Origin of the sequence: Rhodococcus sp. NPDC058532, assembly GCF_042719255.1 — a bacterium.
Classification (GTDB): Bacteria; Actinomycetota; Actinomycetes; order Mycobacteriales; family Mycobacteriaceae; genus Rhodococcus_G.
Window position 1 is genome coordinate 381,678 of sequence record NZ_JBHXNU010000001.1, and the last position, 15,224, is coordinate 396,901.

A 15,224-nucleotide genomic window follows, 5' to 3' on the forward strand; every position below is an offset into this window, starting at 1 on the left:
GCTCCTGCTGCCTCGGGTCGCTCCGCAGGCTCCGCTCCTGCTTTCCGGTCGCTCCGCAGGCTCCGCTCCTGCTTTCCGGTCGCTCCGCAGGCTCCGCTCCTGCTTTCCGGTCGCTCCGCAGGCTCCGCTCCTGCGCTAGCCTGGGGGCGGAGTTCCTCGTTGCCGGGGTACCGCCCCTGCAGCGTCACCGCGGGCAGGAGGCAGCATGGATGCCGTCACGTCGGTTCCCTCGCCGGTCAACGAGCCGGTCCACTCCTACGCGCCGGGCAGCCGTGAGCGCACGATCCTCGCCTCCGAGCTCGCCGAACTGGCCGGGGCGCCCGCGGACCTGCCGCACGTGATCGGCGGCGTGCACCGGTTCGGGCGGGGCGAGCGGGTCAACGTCGTCCAGCCGCACCGGCATGCCGCCGTGCTCGGCACCCTGACCGGCGCCACCCACGAGGACGCCGACGCGGCCGTGACCGCGGCGGTCGCCGCTGCCCCCGAATGGCGGTCGCTGCCGTTCGATGAGCGGGCCGCGATCCTGCTGCGCGCTGCGGACCTGATGTCCGGGCCGTGGCGTGAAACCCTCGTTGCCGCAACGATGCTCGGGCAGTCCAAGTCGGTCCAGCAGGCCGAGATCGACTCCCCGTGCGAACTCGTCGACTTCTGGCGGTTCAATGTGCACTTCGCGCGGCAGATCCTCGCCGAGCAGCCCGCCTCGAGTCCGGGGGTGTGGAATCGGATGGAGTACCGCCCGCTCGAGGGATTCGTCTACGCCGTTACCCCGTTCAACTTCACCGCGATCGCGGGCAACCTGCCCACCGCACCCGCGCTGATGGGCAACACGGTGGTGTGGAAGCCGGCGTCCACCCAGACGCTGGCGGCCTACTGGACGATGAAGGTGCTGGAGGAGGCGGGCCTGCCGCCGGGGGTGATCAACCTGGTCACCGGGTCCGGTGTCGCGGTGTCCGAGGTGGTGCTGGGTGATCCGAGGCTGGCGGGCATCCACTTCACCGGTTCGACCGCGACGTTCCAACACCTGTGGCGGGAGGTCGGTGCGAACATCGGCCGCTACCGCGGATATCCGCGGCTGGTGGGGGAGACCGGCGGCAAGGACTTCATCGTCGCGCACCCGTCCGCGAACCCGGATGTGCTGCGCACGGCCCTGATCCGCGGGGCGTTCGAGTACCAGGGGCAGAAGTGCTCCGCCGCGTCCCGCGCCTACATCCCGCGCTCGGTGTGGGACGAGATGGGCGCGGACTTCCTCGCCGAGGTCGACGAACTCGCCTATGGTGACGTCACCGACCTCGCGAACTTCGGTGGGGCGCTGATCGATCGGGCCGCCTACGACAAGAGTGTCGCGGCCATTGAGCGGGCCCGTGGCGCGGCGGGGGTGAAGGTCGCGGTCGGCGGCACCCACGACGACGCGGTCGGCTGGTTCGTCCGGCCGACGGTGCTGCTCGCCGACGATCCGGGCGACGAGTCCTTCGCCACCGAGTACTTCGGGCCGATCCTGTCGGTGCACGTCTACGACGACGCCGGGCCCGCCGCGTTCGACGACCTGCTCGGTGTCGTGGACCGGACCGCGCCGTACGCCCTCACCGGGTCGGTGATCGCCGATGATCGGGCGGCCGTCGAACGGGCCTCGGCGGCACTGCGATTCACCGCGGGGAACTTCTACGTCAACGACAAGCCCACCGGTGCGGTGGTCGGCCAGCAGCCGTTCGGCGGTGCGCGGGCGTCCGGCACCAACGACAAGGCGGGGTCGCCGCTGAACCTGCTGCGCTGGACGTCGGCACGCACGATCAAGGAGACGTTCGTGCCGCCGACGGACCACCGCTACCCGCACATGGGCCCGGAGGCATGAGGTGGCCAACCCGCTGCGCCCGGCGATCCTGGCCGCGGCACGCTCACCCCGGGTGCGGTCGGCGATCACCCACGCCCCCGGCACCCGGTCGCTGGTCACCCGGTTCGTTGCGGGCGAGAGCAGGGCGGAGGCGTCGGACGTCGTGCGCGCACTGCTGGACTCGGGCCTGTCGGTCAGCGTCGACCACCTGGGGGAGGACACCGTCGACCGCGCGCAGGCTCGCGCGGCCGTCGACGAATACCGAGCGCTGCTAGGCGAACTCGGTGATCTGCCGCAGGCGGGCGGGTCGGAGCCGCGCCGGCTGGAGGTGTCGGTGAAGCTGTCCGCGCTAGGTCGGGCGCTGCCCGGGGACGGGGACCGGATCGCCCTCGACCATGCGCGCGCCCTGTGTGAGGCCGCGCAGGCGGCGGGGGTGTGGGTGACCGTCGACGCGGAGGATCACACCACCACCGACTCGACCCTCGCGATCGTCGCCGAGGTGCGCCGCGACTTCCCCTCGCTGGGGACGGTGCTGCAGGCCTACCTGCGGCGGACCTCGGGGGACTGCCGCGACCTGGCAGGTCCGCAGTCCCGAATCCGATTGTGCAAGGGCGCATATCGGGAGCCGTCGTCGGTGGCGTACCAGACCGTGGCGGAGGTGGATGCGTCGTACCTGCGGTGCCTGGCGACGCTGATGGACGGAGCGGGATACCCGATGGTCGCCACCCACGACCCGGCGATGATCGAGGCCGCCCGGGCCGCGGCGGCGCGCGCGGGTCGCGGAGCTGACCGGTTCGAGCATCAGATGCTTTACGGCATCCGCGACGTCGAGCAGCGGCGGCTGGCGGGCACCGGTGCGCGGGTGCGGGTGTACGTCCCGTACGGCGGCCAGTGGTACGGCTACTTCATGCGCAGGCTGGCGGAGCGGCCCGCGAACCTCACCTTCTTCATGCGTCAGCTGGTGAGCCGGGCGTAGGAGTGTGACAGGCTGGCGGGCGTGCTGCTGCGTTCGCTGAACCCCCTTGCCGTCGCCCGAGGCGACGATGTCCCCGACGCCGTCACGATCGACGGCCAGGTCCTCTCCCGCAGTGACCTCGTCGGTGGTGCGGGCGCGCTGGCCCGCAGGCTGGCCGGGGCGCGGCGGGTCGCGGTGCTCGCCGAACCGACCGCGTCCACCGTTGTGGCGATCGTGGCCTGCCTGTTCGCCGGTGTCACCGTGGTGCCGGTGCCGCCGGACTCGGGGCAGGCCGAACGCGACCACATCCTCACCGACTCCGGTGCGCAGGCGTGGCTCGGGGCTGCCCCCGAGGGGACGACGCTGCCCGTCGTCCCGGTGCGGCTGCACGCCAGGGATTGGCACACCCACCCCGAACCCGACCCGGCGTCGATCGCGTTCATCCTCTACACCTCGGGCACCACCGGCGCACCGAAGGGCGTGCTGCTGTCCCGCCGGGCGATCGCGGCCGGGCTCGACGGGCTCGCGCAGGCGTGGCAGTGGACCGAGCGGGACGTCCTCGTGCACGGGCTGCCGCTGTTCCACGTCCACGGCCTGGTCCTCGGTGTGCTCGGGGCGCTGCGGGTCGGCAGCAGGCTCGTGCACACCGGAACCCCGACCCCCGCCGCGTACGCCGCAGCAGGCGGCACCCTGTACTTCGGGGTGCCGACGGTGTGGTCGCGAATCGCCGGCGACGCGGAGTCGGCGCGGGCCCTTGCCGGGGCGCGGCTGCTGGTCTCCGGCAGCGCGCCGCTGCCGGTACCGGTCTTCGAGCGGATCACGGCGCTGACCGGGCTGACCCCGATCGAGCGGTACGGGATGAGCGAAACGATGATCACCCTGTCCACCCGCGTCGACGGCGAACGGCGGCCCGGCTGGGTGGGGGTGCCCGTCGAGGGCGTGACGACCCGCATCGTGGGGGAGGACGGGCTGCCGGCCGCGCACGACGGCGAGTCGATCGGAGGCCTGCAGGTGCGCGGGCCGATGCTGTTCGACGGCTACCTGAATCGGCCCGACGCCACCGCGGCCTCCTGGACGGAGGACGGCTGGTTCATCACTGGTGACGTCGCCGCCATCGACGCGGGCGGAGTCCACCGCATCGTCGGTCGCGAGTCCACCGACCTGATCAAGTCCGGCGGCTACCGGATCGGTGCCGGGGAGGTCGAGGCCAGTCTGCTCGGGCATCCGAGCGTCACCGAGGTCGCCGTGATCGGGCTGCCCGACGACGATCTCGGGCAGCGGATCGTCGCGTTCGTCGTCGGCGACGGCGTCGACCCCGACGCGCTGATCGCGCACGTCGCAGGCGACCTGTCCGCGCACAAACGGCCCCGCGAGATCCGCGTCGTCGACGCGTTGCCGCGCAACGCGATGGGGAAGGTGCAGAAGACGCTGCTCGGCTGAGCGCGTCCCGTGCGGGGCGAGGGGCGGCGGACTAGCCTCGGCAGGATGAGCCTGCCTGCCGAGAACACTCGAATCGTGCTCGCGTCCCGTCCCGTTGGCGAGCCGAAGCCCACCGATTTCCGAGTCGAATCGGGGCCGGTCCCGACGCCGGGCGACGGCCAGCTGCTGCTCGAGACGCTGTACCTGTCCCTCGATCCGTACATGCGGGGCCGGATGAGCGAGGCGGAGTCCTATGCGGAGCCGGTGCCGCTGGGCGCGGTCATGGTCGGCGGCACCGTGTGCCGGGTGCTGGAGTCGCGCGCACCCGGCTTCGCGGCCGGTGACGTGGTGCTGTCGTTCTCGGGGTGGCAGACCCATTCGGTTGCCGACGCCGCGCACGTGCGCAGGCTCGACCCCGCCGCGGCGCCGGTGGAGACGGCGCTCGGTGTGCTCGGCATGCCGGGGTTCACCGCGTACGCGGGGCTGCTGCAGATCGGGAAGCCGCGGCCCGGGGAGACCGTCGTTGTCGCGGCCGCCACCGGGCCGGTCGGGTCCGCGGTCGGTCAGATCGCGAGGATCAAGGGTGCCAGGGCGGTGGGTATCGCGGGCGGGCCGGAGAAGGTCGCCCACCTGAGGGAGCTGGGCTTCGACGCCGCCGTCGACCACCGCGCCCCCGACTTCGCTGCCCAGCTCGCCGCGGCCTGCCCCGACGGCATCGACGTCTACTTCGAGAACGTGGGCGGCGCGGTGTGGGATGCGGTACTGCCGCTGCTCAACACCTACGCGCGGGTTCCGGTGTGCGGCTTGGTCGCTCAGTACAACGCGACCGAGACACCGCCGGGGCCGGACCACGCGCCGGCGCTGATGAGCCGGATCCTGACCAAGAGCCTGACGGTGCGCGGGTTCATCCAGTCGGAGTTCGTCAAGGACCACTACGTGCACTTCCTCGCGGAGATGGCGGCGTGGCTGCGGGACGGGCAGGTCCGGTACCGGGAGGACGTCGTCGACGGCATCGAGAACGCGCCGACGGCGTTCGCCGGGCTGCTGCGCGGCGCGAACTTCGGGAAGCTGCTGATCCGGGTCGCGTCGTGACCGACACCGCGAGCGGACGCCCGGACGTCGCGGTCGGGCCGCTGGCTGCGGCGTCGTTCCTGCTGGAGTTGACGATGCTGACCGTGCTTGCGCTCACCGGCGCCGCGATCGGCGACTCCACCCCGGTGCGCATGCTGGCCGCGGTCGCGCTGCCCGTCGTCGCGGCCGGAATCTGGGCGGTGTGGATGGCGCCGACCTCGACCCGGCGACTGCCCAACCCGCGCCGCCTCGTCGTGCAGGTTGCGCTGTTCGCGGTCACCGGGGTGCTCGCGTCGGCCGTCCTCGCGCCGTGGGTCGGGGCGGTGTTCTTCGCGGCCGCGGCCGGGGTGTTCGGGGCGCTGGCGCGGCGCGAGTCGCGGGGGCACTGACCGGTCACGGGTCGCGGGGGCACTGACCGGTCACGGGTCGGCGAGCACCTCGGCGATCGTGCGGACCCCGGTGAGCACCTCGGTGTACGAGGTGCTCAGCGGGCTCGGTCCCAGCCGCAGTCCCTCGGGGGCCCGGAAGTCGGGGAGGACCCCGCGATCCCAGAGGCGGGGAAGCGCCTCGCGGAAGCGGGGATGGTCGAGGGTGACGTGCCCGCCGCGGCGGGCCGGGTCCAGCGGTGAGCCGACGCGGGCCCCGGGAACGAGGTCGCGGCACAGGTCGAGCGCGTGCTCGGTCAGCCGAATCGACTTCGCCCGCACCGCATCGATGCCGACCCGGTCGATCAGGTCGATCGTCGACCGCATCGCGATCATCCCGAGCACCGCGGGGGTGCCGCTGATCAGGCGCCGAATCCCTTCGGCGGGAACGTAACCGGCGGCCATCTCGAATGGATCTCGGCGTCCCATCCAGCCCCAGATCGGCTGCCGGAACGCCTCCTGGTGCGCGGCGTGCACGTACCCGAAGGCGGGCGAGCCGGGACCGCCGTTGAGGTACTTGTAGGTACAGCCGACCGCGAAGTCGACACCCCAGGCGTCGAGTTCGATGGGCACACTGCCCACCGAATGGCACAGATCCCACAGCACCAGAGCACCCGCGGCGTGCGCGGCCAGGGTGATCGACTCGGCGTCGGCGAGGAACCCCGACCGGTACGCGACATGGCTGAGCACCACGAGGGCGGTCCGGTCGGAGACCGCGTCGCGGACCGCGTCCGCCTCCACTCCTGCGGCGGGATCGACGGTGATCCATCGCAACTCGAGGCCCACCTCGGCGGCGATCCCCTCCAGGACGTATCGGTCGGTAGGGAAGTTGTCGGTGTCGAGCACGATCTCGGTGCGGCCGGGCCGCAGCGCCAGGGCGCCGCGCGCCAGCTTGTACAGCAGCACGGTGGTCGAGTCGCCGATCGTGGTCTGGCCCGGCGCCGCACCGAGCAGGACCTGGCCGAGCCGATCGCCGATCGTGAGCGGCAGGTCGAACCACTGCTCGTCCCAGCCGCGGATCAACCGCCCCGACCACTGCGTGACGGCAGCGGTGATCGCCTCGGTCGCCTCGATCGTCGGCCTGCCGAGCGAGTTGCCGTCCAGGTAGGCCACCACGTCGGACTCGTCGATGCCGTGGAACAGCGCGCGGCAGTCGCGCAGCGGGTCGGCGGCGTCCATGGCGTGTGCTGCGGCGGCGAGGTCGTCGATGGTCACTGCGGTTCCTCCAGGTCGGTGCCGGTGGCCACCCGGGAGCCGGTCAGCCAGGTGGCGAAGTCGCGGTCGTCGGGTGGCGGGACACCGGGCACCCAGCAGATCCGTCGCGGCCCGGCGGCGAACCGTGCGGCCGCGTCGCCGTCGATCAACGCGGCGAGGACCTCGGCTCGGGTCAGCCCGGCGTCGAACAGCCCCGCGATCTCGGCCGCATTGACGCCGAGCGGCAGGTCGCCGTTGCCGAGGTCGGTGCCGTAGCGCACGCGTCCGCCCGCCGCGTGGAAGCGGCGCAGGTTGTCGACCGCGCACAGTCGGTCGGCGCCGTCGTGGATCGCGAGGGTGCTGATCCAGCGCATCGAGGCGGCGGCCGCGCGGATCAGGTCGTCGCCGAGTCGTTCGGTCCACGGCGTGTGTGCGAGGACGTCGACGCCCGCGGCGACCGCCCGGGCCGCCTGACCGTCGCCCTCGGCGTGCGCGACGACGCTGCGGCTGAGCCGGTGCGCGGCCGCCACCACCGCGGCAAGGGTGTCGTCGTCGAACACAGGCCCCGCCGCCGAATTCACCGTGACCTTGATGAAATCCGCCCCGACACAGACCTGCTCGGTGACCGCCGCGTCCGCATCGTCCGGCCCGGTGACCTCCCGGACCGATCCGGCTGCCGCCCAGGCCCGGTCGCTCGGGTAGCCGCCGGGTGCGGTGAGGAACTGCCCGGCGAACCTGATCCGCGGCAGCCCGGGCGGCGGATCCCCGCGCCGCCAGCTGGCGGCCGCGTCGAGCCGGGCGCCGAGGTCGTGCACCTCGTCGAGACCGCCAGCGAACAGGGCACGGGCGTCGACGAGGTTGAGGTGCACGTGCGCGTCGCGGAACCCGGGGAAGAGGGTGCCGTCGAGGGGGAGGTCGGTCGCCGGGTCGGCGGGCCGCTCGGGTGCGTCGGATCCGATCCGGCCGCCGCGCAGCGTGAACCGGGTCGGGCCGGTCCACCGGCCGATCCAGGCCTCCCGCACCGCGATGGTCGTCATCGTCCGATCCCGGTCACCGGTTCACCGTCCCACCTCGGTGCGGACCGCGAACAGTTCCGGGAAGAACGTGAGATCCAGGGCGCGCTGCAGGAACCCCACCCCGCTCGACCCGCCGGTGCCGGGCTTGGTGCCGATGATGCGCAGCACGGTCCGCAGGTGCCGGAACCGCCACAGCTGGAAGTTCTCCTCCAGGTCGACCAGTTCCTCGAACGACTCGTACGCCGACCAGTGGTCGTGGGGATGCTCGTAGACGCCCCGGATCAGCGGCAGCAGATCCGGGTTGGCGGCGTAGGGCGCCCGGACGTCACGGTGCAGCGCCGACTCCGGGACCGGCAGCCCGGCGCGGTGCAGGTGCCGCCAGAACTCGTCGTACAGGCTCGGTTCGTCGAGCAGCCGGGACAGCAGGGCGTGCGCGGCGGGGGCGGACTCGAACACCGGCAGCATGCCCGCGTTCTTGTTCCCCAGGATGAACTCCACGGCCCGGTACTGGAACGATTGGAAACCCGATGCGTTGCCGAGGAACCCGCGGAATTGTGAGTACTCGGTCGGGGTCAGCGTCGCGAGCACCGACCACTGCTCGGTCAGCGACCGCTGGATGTGCTTGACCCGCGCGATGCACTTCAACGCCACCGCGATGTCGTCGCGGGCGAGCGCCGACTTCGCGCCAGCGAGTTCGTGCAGCGTCAGCTTCAGCCACAGCTCGCTGGTCTGGTGGGCGACGATGAACAGCAGCTCGTCGTGGTGCTCGGGGACGCTGACCGGATGCTGCGCCCCGAGCAGGGTGCCCAGGTCGAGGTACGAGCCGTAACTCATCCGGTCGGTGAAGTCGGTGACGATGCCCGACTCGATGGGTCGGATGTTGCCGGTGTCGACGTCTCGGTCGCCCATGCCCCGACCCTGCCGTACTCTGCCCGGCGCGTCCAGACGGGAGCTATGTGCGGTCGCGGAACACCGGCTCCCGCTTCTCCCTGCGGGCGACGGTCGCCTCCTCGAAGTTGTCGGTCAGCAGCCGGATCATCAGCTGACCGAGGCCCTCCTGGTTCATGTGCTGGGCCATCGAGGACGCGTCCAGGCTCGACCACAGGGTCCGTTTCGTCAGCTCGACGCCGGGGCGGGAGAACGACGCGATCCGCTGCGCGAGGTCGAAGCACTCGTCGAGCAGATCCTCCGGCCCGGTCAGCCGGGTGACGAGGCCGATCCGGTCGGCCTCGGCGGCGTCGACATCCCGCCCGGACAGCATGATCTCGAAGGCGCGGGACGAGCCGATGGCCCGCGGCAGCAGGTAGCTCAGGCCCAGTTCGCTTGCCGTCAGGCCGTTGTTGATGCCCGCCGCGCGAAAGTACGCCTCGGTGGACGCGATGCGGATGTCCGCGGCCAGCGACAGGCACAGGCCGCCGCCGATCGCCGCACCGTTGACGGCGGCGATCACCGGCTGGTACATGCGCCGCAGCGTCAGCACCACCTCGTCGAGCAGTTCCATCGACCGCAGCGCGATCGTCGGCCGGGTCAGGCCGTCGGTGTGCGGGATCGGGCCCGCCGAGGTCTGGTCGGCGCCGGAGCAGAAGCCGCGGCCCGCGCCGGTGAGCACCACCGCGCGCACCGAATTGTCGTTGCTGATCGCCTCGAGGGTTTCCTTCAGCGGGATCATCACGTCGAACGCCATCGCGTTCATCCGCTCGGGCCGGTTCAGGGTGACCAGCGCGACGTGCTCACGGGGCCGCTCGACGAGAACGAAACTCACGGGAACTCCTGTTCGGGAACGGGTTATCGATGTCGCCGACCCTACGTCGGGGAACCGGCGTGGCGGGGTTGATGCGGCGGATCCGTCGATTCGGCGGCAGGGGCGTTGCGGCGGCCGTCCGTGTCCGGTGGGGACGCGGCACGCTCCCATGTCTTGGCGTATGCGTCGACAGGGGGCATGAATGGTGTTCCTCGCGTTCCCTCAGACCGGGGTATCTGGATTCTGGGATCGATTGGGCGCACCCGGCGTCTCGAGAACTCCCTCAGTGGGGGTCTTTCGGATCACCACTGCCGGTGAACCTGCGGCGACGACGTGATCAGGTATGTCGTGTAGCACCACACTCCCGGCGCCGATAACGGTGTTGCGGCCGATGGAAACCCCTGCACCGACAGTCACCGAGGCCCCGAGCCAGGTGTTTTCGCCGATGACAATCGGTGCGGCGCGCTCCCACCCCTCACGGCGACGGCGATGATCGTCGACAGGGTGCAGAGCTGTCATCAACTGCGCACCCGGACCGATTCTGACGTTCGCGCCGATGGTGATCGTCGCGTCATCCATGAAAAATGCGTTCGCGTTGACGAAGGAGTTCGCACCGAGCCGGATGTTGTATCCGTAGCTGCACTGAAACCGCGGCACGACGACGGCTTCATCTGCGAACTCACCGAGAAGGCTGGCGAGAACCTCGACACGTCTTGACTCGTCCCCTGCGGCTGCGCCGTTGAAGGAGTCGAGCTGACGCCAGCAGTCCATGCGCCGCTCACTCAGCTCCGCGTCATCGAGGTACCACTCGCCACGTGCAAGTCGATCAGCCTGTTCCCCCATGAACCGATTGTGCAGCAGTCCCGTGGCAGGAGAACGACAGCTACCGATCCAGGCAACGCTGAAAGCTGCAATTGGACAGATGCTCCCGGACAGTGGCTGGCAGTTCGCGCTGGTCTGCGAGGATCGGCGCGTGCGCGAACACCACTACGCCCTCACCGTCGCCTGGACCGGGAATCGGGGCGTCGGCACGGCCAATCACCGTGCCTATGGCCGCGAGCATCGGGTCTCGGCGCCAGCGAAGCCCGATCTGCCCGGCAGCTCGGATCCCGCCTTCCGGGGTGACCCCGAGCGGTGGAACCCTGAGGAACTGCTGGTCGCCTCGCTGGCTCAGTGCCACATGCTCTGGTTCCTCAGCCTGGCCGCGTCCGCCGGGGTCGTGGTCACCGGGTACACCGACCGACCCACCGGGACGATGGCCGAGGACCCCAGCGGCGCGGGACAGTTCACCGAGGTCACGCTCAACCCCGAGGTCACGGTGCGCGACCTGGACCCACGCGGCGCCCTCGACGCGGACCTGCTGGCCCAGATCGAGTCGCTACACCAGAAGGCGAACGAGATGTGCTTCATCGCCCGGTCGGTGAACTTCACGGTCCGGCACCGACCCACTACACAGATCGAGCGCTGACGCGGGCGCCGCTCCGATGAACCTGGGCATGTCCGGGTTCAGCTTCTCGGCCGTGTTTAATGAGGTGGTGATTATCCGCACACAGTCCTGGTGGCCGCGCTCCGTAGCGGCCTGATCGACTGTGATCTTTCGGCCGCCTCTCTGGTGGCCGATTGCTCTCGCTTCCCGCGGTGTTACCGGCTGGCGCGATGGGGTGGCCTCAATTCGAGAGGAGACCACCCAGATGACCCGCGACGGCGACCAGTCCCCCACGGTTGGGATCGGCGAGATGCTGATCAGTTCCCGTTCACTCGACGAGTACAAGGCTATGTTCAATCTCACCGAGCGTGACCTGTCTCGGAAGATCCTGGACTGCCCCGGTGGTGCAGCAGGTCTCACCAGTGCTGTGAATCGCCTTGGCGGTGACGTGACGGCATGTGACATGGCCTATTTCGATCGGAAGGCCGAGCAGTTGGCCGGCATTGTGGCAGCCGAAACCTGCCGTGGGAACCGCTACATCCGTGCCAACTTGGAGCACTACGACTGGACATTCTTCGCGGACCCCGATGAGCATCTTCGCCTGCGCCAGCACGCGGTCGAGGAGTTCGCCGCAGACATCACGCGGAACCCGCACCGCTACGTGGCAGGGCGGCTACCTGCCTTGCCGTTCCCCGATGCCAGCTTCGACCTCGTAGTCAGCTCCCACCTGCTGTTCAGCTATTCCGATCGTCTCGATCTGACCTTCCACCTCGAAGCGCTCACCGAACTAATGCGCGTCTCTCGCAGCGAGGTGCGGATCTTCCCTCTGGTGGCTTCCGGATCCGCGGCACTTTACCCACACCTAGACACACTGCTCACCGATCTTCGGGGCCGTGGTGTCGAGGGTGAAGTCGTTGAGGTCGAGTATCGCTTTCAAAGGGGCGCCCACCACATGCTGGTCTGCCGCCACATCACCCAGTAGGCACCACGAACCCCAGTCGGGGGAACCGCCTATCGGCGGATCAACGCACTCTGATTCGGGAAGTGCCTGCCCCTACTGAGTGCGCCGCGGTGGGTGAGCTGTTCAGTTTCGGGAAACGTGTCGTACCCCCGCGGTAGACTTCGAACATGAGTTCGGGGGCTGCGGGGTCGGTGGAGCGGGTGGACGAGCACCTGTCCGCCCTCGACGCCGCCGTCGACCGTCTCCTCGGAGACCGGCTGACCGGCCTGTCCAACGACGACATCGTTCATGTGCTGCAGCGCCTTGAGCGGTCGATGCGGAAGCTGGTGGCCGCCGATCAGCAGGTTCTCGTCGAATCTGCCGAACGGTCGCTGCACGCGGTGTTCGACATCAGGTCGCCGGTCGAGTTTCTGGTCAAGACCGTCCGGATCAGCGAGTCGCAGGCGCAGTCGCGGCTGCGGTCCGCGAAGGACACCGGCACCTGGCACGACTGCCGTGGTGAGGGCCTGCGGGCGGTGTACCCGGACACCGCGAAAGCGTTGCGCGAGGGCGAGATCGGGCTCAAGCATGTCGAGGCGGTCCGGGAGATCATGCGACAGGTCCCGGCGTCCGTCGACGACGCGAAGCGCGAGGCGGCGGAGGCGGTCCTGGCGATGGTCGCGCGGCAGGCCGACCCGAAGTACGTCCTGCGGGCCGGTCTTGACCTGCTCGCGTACCTGAATCCGGACGGGACCTTCTCCGATGCCGACCGGGCCAGGCAACGCGGGTTGCGGGTCGGGAGGCAACGGGCCGACCTCATGACCCCGATCTCCGGGTTGCTCGACCCGCAGACGCGGGCGCTGCTCGAGCCGCTGCTGGCGAAGATGGCCCGGCCGGGAATGAACAACCCCGACGACCCGGACTCCCCGTCCGGGGATTGCGAGGCCGAGCATCTCGATCACGATGCGATGGTGCGGGCGGCGGCCCGCGATGCCCGCACGACCAGTCAGCGCAATCATGATGCGTTGCAGGTCGGGTTGCGGCACCTGCTCGGGTCGGGGGCGTTGGGTCGGCATCGGGGGCTGCCCGCGACGGCGATCATCACGATGACCCTGCGGCAGTTGGAGGAGGCGTCGGGGGTGGTCACCACCGCTTCCGGGGGGATCGTCCCGATCACCGATGCGCTGCGGCTTGCGGAGCGGGCACATCCGGTGCTGGTGCTTTTCGATCACGCGGGTCGGCCGCTGCACCTTGGCCGGGCGAAACGGTTAGCTTCGGCGGATCAGCGTTTGGCGTTGATTGCGGCGTCGAGGGGGTGCACCCGGCCCGGCTGCGATGCGCCCGCGACGATGACCGCCGTCCATCATCTCGTCGAGTGGGATCGTAACGGCCGCACCGACATCGATTCCCTCGATCTCGTGTGCGATGGCTGTCACGCGCTGGTGAAGGACGGTCCCGGTGGCTGGGGGACCGCGGTCGCGGGTCCCGGCTCGGGTCATCCCGGTCGAACCGAGTGGACGCCGCCCGCGCATATCGACCCGGCCCGCACGCCGCGGGTCAACCATCGGCACCATCTCGACGAGTTGTTCGGGATCCTGCATGGCGTGATCACCGCCCGTAACGCGGCCGATCTGCAGGCGTGGCGGGCGGAGTGGGATCCGAATTGTGAGGGGTATCGGCATCGCCGCACCGGTGGCGGTGGCGAGGGTGGCGGGGCGGCGACGGGCGGGGAGGTGCCGTGACATCCTGCGAGACCGTCGCGCCGTTGTGTCAGCGCAGCTCGGGGAACCGGGTCAGGGCTGCAGCTGCGCCTTGGCCTTCCTGCGCCGCGCGTTGAGCACCGACAGTCCGGCGATGATCAGGGTCAGGATCGCCGTGGAGATCAACTGCTTGCGGGCGTCGGTGTCGGTGAGCATCAACAGGATCAGGCCGCCGAGGGCGGTCAGGGTCAGCCAGCTCAGGTACGGGAATCCCCACATCTTCACCGTCAACCGGCCCTCGGCCTCGATGCGCCTGCGCAGTCGCAGCTGGGCGACGACGATGAAGATCCACACCACCAGCAGCGCGGCACCGACGGCATTGAGCAGGATCGAGAGCAGCGAGTCGGGCAGCAGCCAGTTCAGCAGCACCGACACGAACCCGAAGAACACCGACACCAGCACCGCGTTCGTCGGCACCCCGGTCGGGGAGAGTTTGGTGAGCGCGGCCGGGCCGTCCCCGTCGCGGGCGAGGGAGAACGCCATCCGGGACGTGCCGTACACGTTCGCGTTGAACGCCGACAGCAGCGCCACCACCACGACCAGCTCCATGAACCCGGATACGTACGGCAGGTTCGCCTCGTTCAGGACGGCGACGAACGGGCCGCTCTGCAGCTGCTCGGAGTTCCACGGCAGCACCAACACCATGATCGCGATCGACCCGAGGTAGAAGACGCTGATCCGCCACACCACGCTGCGGACCGCCGTCGCGATGGACCGTTCCGGATCCTTCGACTCGGCGGCGGCGATGGTGACGATCTCGATACCGCCGAACGCGAACGCGACGACCAACAGTCCCGCGGAGATGCCCGCGATGCCGTTCGGCATGAACCCGCCCTCGCCGAACAGGTTCGTTGCGCCGACCGGGTCGGTGTCCGGCAGCAGGCCGAACACCAGCAGCACCCCGATCACCAGGAAGGCGATGATCACGGTGACCTTCATCGCGGCGAACCAGAACTCGAACTCGCCGAAGTTGCGGACCTTCGACAGGTTCACCACCGCGAAGAAGGTCACGAACACCAGCGCAACCACCCACTGCGGGATGCTGGGCAGCCAGCCGTGCACGATCGCGGACGCACCGGTGATCTCGGCGCCGAGGACCATGATCAGCATGAACCAGTACAGCCACCCCAAGGTGAAGCCGGCCCATTCGCCGATGCCGATCCGGGCGTAGTGGCTGAACGATCCGGACGCCGGGATCGCGGCGCCCATCTCGCCGAGCATCCGCATCACCGCGATCACGATGATGCCCGCGATCACGTACGAGACGAGGACCGCTGGCCCCGCCTTCGCGATGCCGACGCCGGTGCCGAGGAACAGCCCGGCCCCGATCGCCGACCCGAGGCCCATCATCGTCAGATGACGGACCTTCAGGCCGTGACCGAGGTGGGAGGTGTCGCCCTCCGTGGTCGTGGTCGGGGTGGGCTGTTCCTCGGGGCGGGTCATCGCGGC

The 15,224-nt window shown here is 70.0% G+C and carries 14 protein-coding genes; 8 read left to right on the forward strand and 6 right to left on the reverse strand.

The window, feature by feature from the left end; genetic code table 11:
- Positions 1 to 205: 205 nt before the first annotated feature.
- From pruA to ACFWQG_RS01700, 5 genes are read left to right on the forward strand one after another with little or no spacing between them, the layout of a single operon-like run.
- A complete protein-coding gene (pruA, locus tag ACFWQG_RS01680; RefSeq protein WP_378505822.1) occupies positions 206 to 1,849 on the forward strand; it encodes an L-glutamate gamma-semialdehyde dehydrogenase in 1,644 nt (547 codons plus the stop codon).
- A gap of 1 nt (position 1,850) precedes the next feature.
- Positions 1,851 to 2,804, forward strand: a complete 954-nt coding sequence (locus ACFWQG_RS01685; protein WP_378505823.1) for a proline dehydrogenase family protein — start codon at positions 1,851 to 1,853, stop codon at positions 2,802 to 2,804.
- A 21-nt stretch (positions 2,805 to 2,825) separates the two neighbouring features.
- A complete protein-coding gene (locus tag ACFWQG_RS01690; RefSeq protein ID WP_378505824.1) occupies positions 2,826 to 4,223 on the forward strand; it encodes an acyl-CoA synthetase in 1,398 nt (465 codons plus the stop codon).
- Between the two features lie 45 nt (positions 4,224 to 4,268).
- Positions 4,269 to 5,294, forward strand: coding sequence for an NADP-dependent oxidoreductase (locus tag ACFWQG_RS01695; protein ID WP_378505825.1), 1,026 nt, complete (start codon positions 4,269 to 4,271; stop codon positions 5,292 to 5,294).
- Complete coding sequence (locus ACFWQG_RS01700) at positions 5,291 to 5,662, forward strand: YrdB family protein (RefSeq protein WP_378505826.1); 372 nt, start codon at positions 5,291 to 5,293, stop codon at positions 5,660 to 5,662. The genes ACFWQG_RS01695 and ACFWQG_RS01700 overlap by 4 nt, the downstream gene beginning before the upstream one ends.
- 30 nt (positions 5,663 to 5,692) lie before the next feature.
- Here the strand turns inward: ACFWQG_RS01700 and kynU are convergent, their stop codons facing one another.
- The 5 genes from kynU to ACFWQG_RS01725 all read right to left on the reverse strand — a co-directional run bounded on the left by kynU (position 5,693) and on the right by ACFWQG_RS01725 (position 10,492).
- Positions 5,693 to 6,877, reverse strand: a complete 1,185-nt coding sequence (kynU, locus tag ACFWQG_RS01705; RefSeq protein WP_378506045.1) for a kynureninase — start codon at positions 6,875 to 6,877, stop codon at positions 5,693 to 5,695.
- Between the two features lie 32 nt (positions 6,878 to 6,909).
- Entirely contained in the window at positions 6,910 to 7,929 is a 1,020-nt protein-coding gene (locus ACFWQG_RS01710) for a hypothetical protein (protein WP_378505827.1), read from the reverse strand.
- 21 nt (positions 7,930 to 7,950) lie between these two features.
- Complete coding sequence (locus tag ACFWQG_RS01715) at positions 7,951 to 8,817, reverse strand: tryptophan 2,3-dioxygenase (protein ID WP_378505828.1); 867 nt, start codon at positions 8,815 to 8,817, stop codon at positions 7,951 to 7,953.
- Positions 8,818 to 8,860: 43 nt separating this feature from the next.
- Positions 8,861 to 9,670 carry an enoyl-CoA hydratase gene (locus ACFWQG_RS01720; protein ID WP_378505829.1) on the reverse strand — a complete coding sequence of 270 codons (810 nt, stop codon included), beginning with the start codon at positions 9,668 to 9,670 and terminating at the stop codon, positions 8,861 to 8,863.
- A 201-nt stretch (positions 9,671 to 9,871) separates the two neighbouring features.
- Positions 9,872 to 10,492: a sugar O-acetyltransferase gene (locus ACFWQG_RS01725; RefSeq protein ID WP_378505830.1), complete on the reverse strand. Its 621-nt coding sequence runs from the start codon at positions 10,490 to 10,492 to the stop codon at positions 9,872 to 9,874.
- A gap of 79 nt (positions 10,493 to 10,571) precedes the next feature.
- Here ACFWQG_RS01725 and ACFWQG_RS01730 point away from each other — a divergent pair, with 79 nt between their 5' ends.
- The 3 genes from ACFWQG_RS01730 to ACFWQG_RS01740 all read left to right on the forward strand — a co-directional run bounded on the left by ACFWQG_RS01730 (position 10,572) and on the right by ACFWQG_RS01740 (position 13,757).
- The gene (locus ACFWQG_RS01730) at positions 10,572 to 11,117 is read left to right on the forward strand and encodes an OsmC family protein (RefSeq protein ID WP_378505831.1); all 546 of its coding nucleotides are present in this window, start codon (positions 10,572 to 10,574) and stop codon (positions 11,115 to 11,117) included.
- A 223-nt stretch (positions 11,118 to 11,340) separates the two neighbouring features.
- Positions 11,341 to 12,057, forward strand: coding sequence for a methyltransferase domain-containing protein (locus tag ACFWQG_RS01735; protein WP_378505832.1), 717 nt, complete (start codon positions 11,341 to 11,343; stop codon positions 12,055 to 12,057).
- Positions 12,058 to 12,203: 146 nt separating this feature from the next.
- Complete coding sequence (locus tag ACFWQG_RS01740; protein WP_378505833.1) at positions 12,204 to 13,757, forward strand: DUF222 domain-containing protein; 1,554 nt, start codon at positions 12,204 to 12,206, stop codon at positions 13,755 to 13,757.
- 51 nt (positions 13,758 to 13,808) lie between these two features.
- Here the strand turns inward: ACFWQG_RS01740 and ACFWQG_RS01745 are convergent, their stop codons facing one another.
- Positions 13,809 to 15,218, reverse strand: coding sequence for an amino acid permease (locus ACFWQG_RS01745; protein ID WP_378505834.1), 1,410 nt, complete (start codon positions 15,216 to 15,218; stop codon positions 13,809 to 13,811).
- Between the last annotated feature and the right edge of the window lie 6 nt (positions 15,219 to 15,224).

Coding starts and splice junctions, on each gene's coding strand:
- ACFWQG_RS01725 (WP_378505830.1), bottom strand. CDS start 10,492: ATGGGGGAACAGGCTGATCGACTTGCACGTGGCGAGTGGTACCTCGAT.
- ACFWQG_RS01740 (WP_378505833.1), top strand. CDS start 12,204: ATGAGTTCGGGGGCTGCGGGGTCGGTGGAGCGGGTGGACGAGCACCTG.
- ACFWQG_RS01730 (WP_378505831.1), top strand. CDS start 10,572: ATGCTCCCGGACAGTGGCTGGCAGTTCGCGCTGGTCTGCGAGGATCGG.
- ACFWQG_RS01735 (WP_378505832.1), top strand. CDS start 11,341: ATGACCCGCGACGGCGACCAGTCCCCCACGGTTGGGATCGGCGAGATG.
- kynU (WP_378506045.1), bottom strand. CDS start 6,877: ATGGACGCCGCCGACCCGCTGCGCGACTGCCGCGCGCTGTTCCACGGC.
- ACFWQG_RS01745 (WP_378505834.1), bottom strand. CDS start 15,218: ATGACCCGCCCCGAGGAACAGCCCACCCCGACCACGACCACGGAGGGC.
- ACFWQG_RS01695 (WP_378505825.1), top strand. CDS start 4,269: ATGAGCCTGCCTGCCGAGAACACTCGAATCGTGCTCGCGTCCCGTCCC.
- ACFWQG_RS01715 (WP_378505828.1), bottom strand. CDS start 8,817: ATGGGCGACCGAGACGTCGACACCGGCAACATCCGACCCATCGAGTCG.
- pruA (WP_378505822.1), top strand. CDS start 206: ATGGATGCCGTCACGTCGGTTCCCTCGCCGGTCAACGAGCCGGTCCAC.
- ACFWQG_RS01710 (WP_378505827.1), bottom strand. CDS start 7,929: ATGACGACCATCGCGGTGCGGGAGGCCTGGATCGGCCGGTGGACCGGC.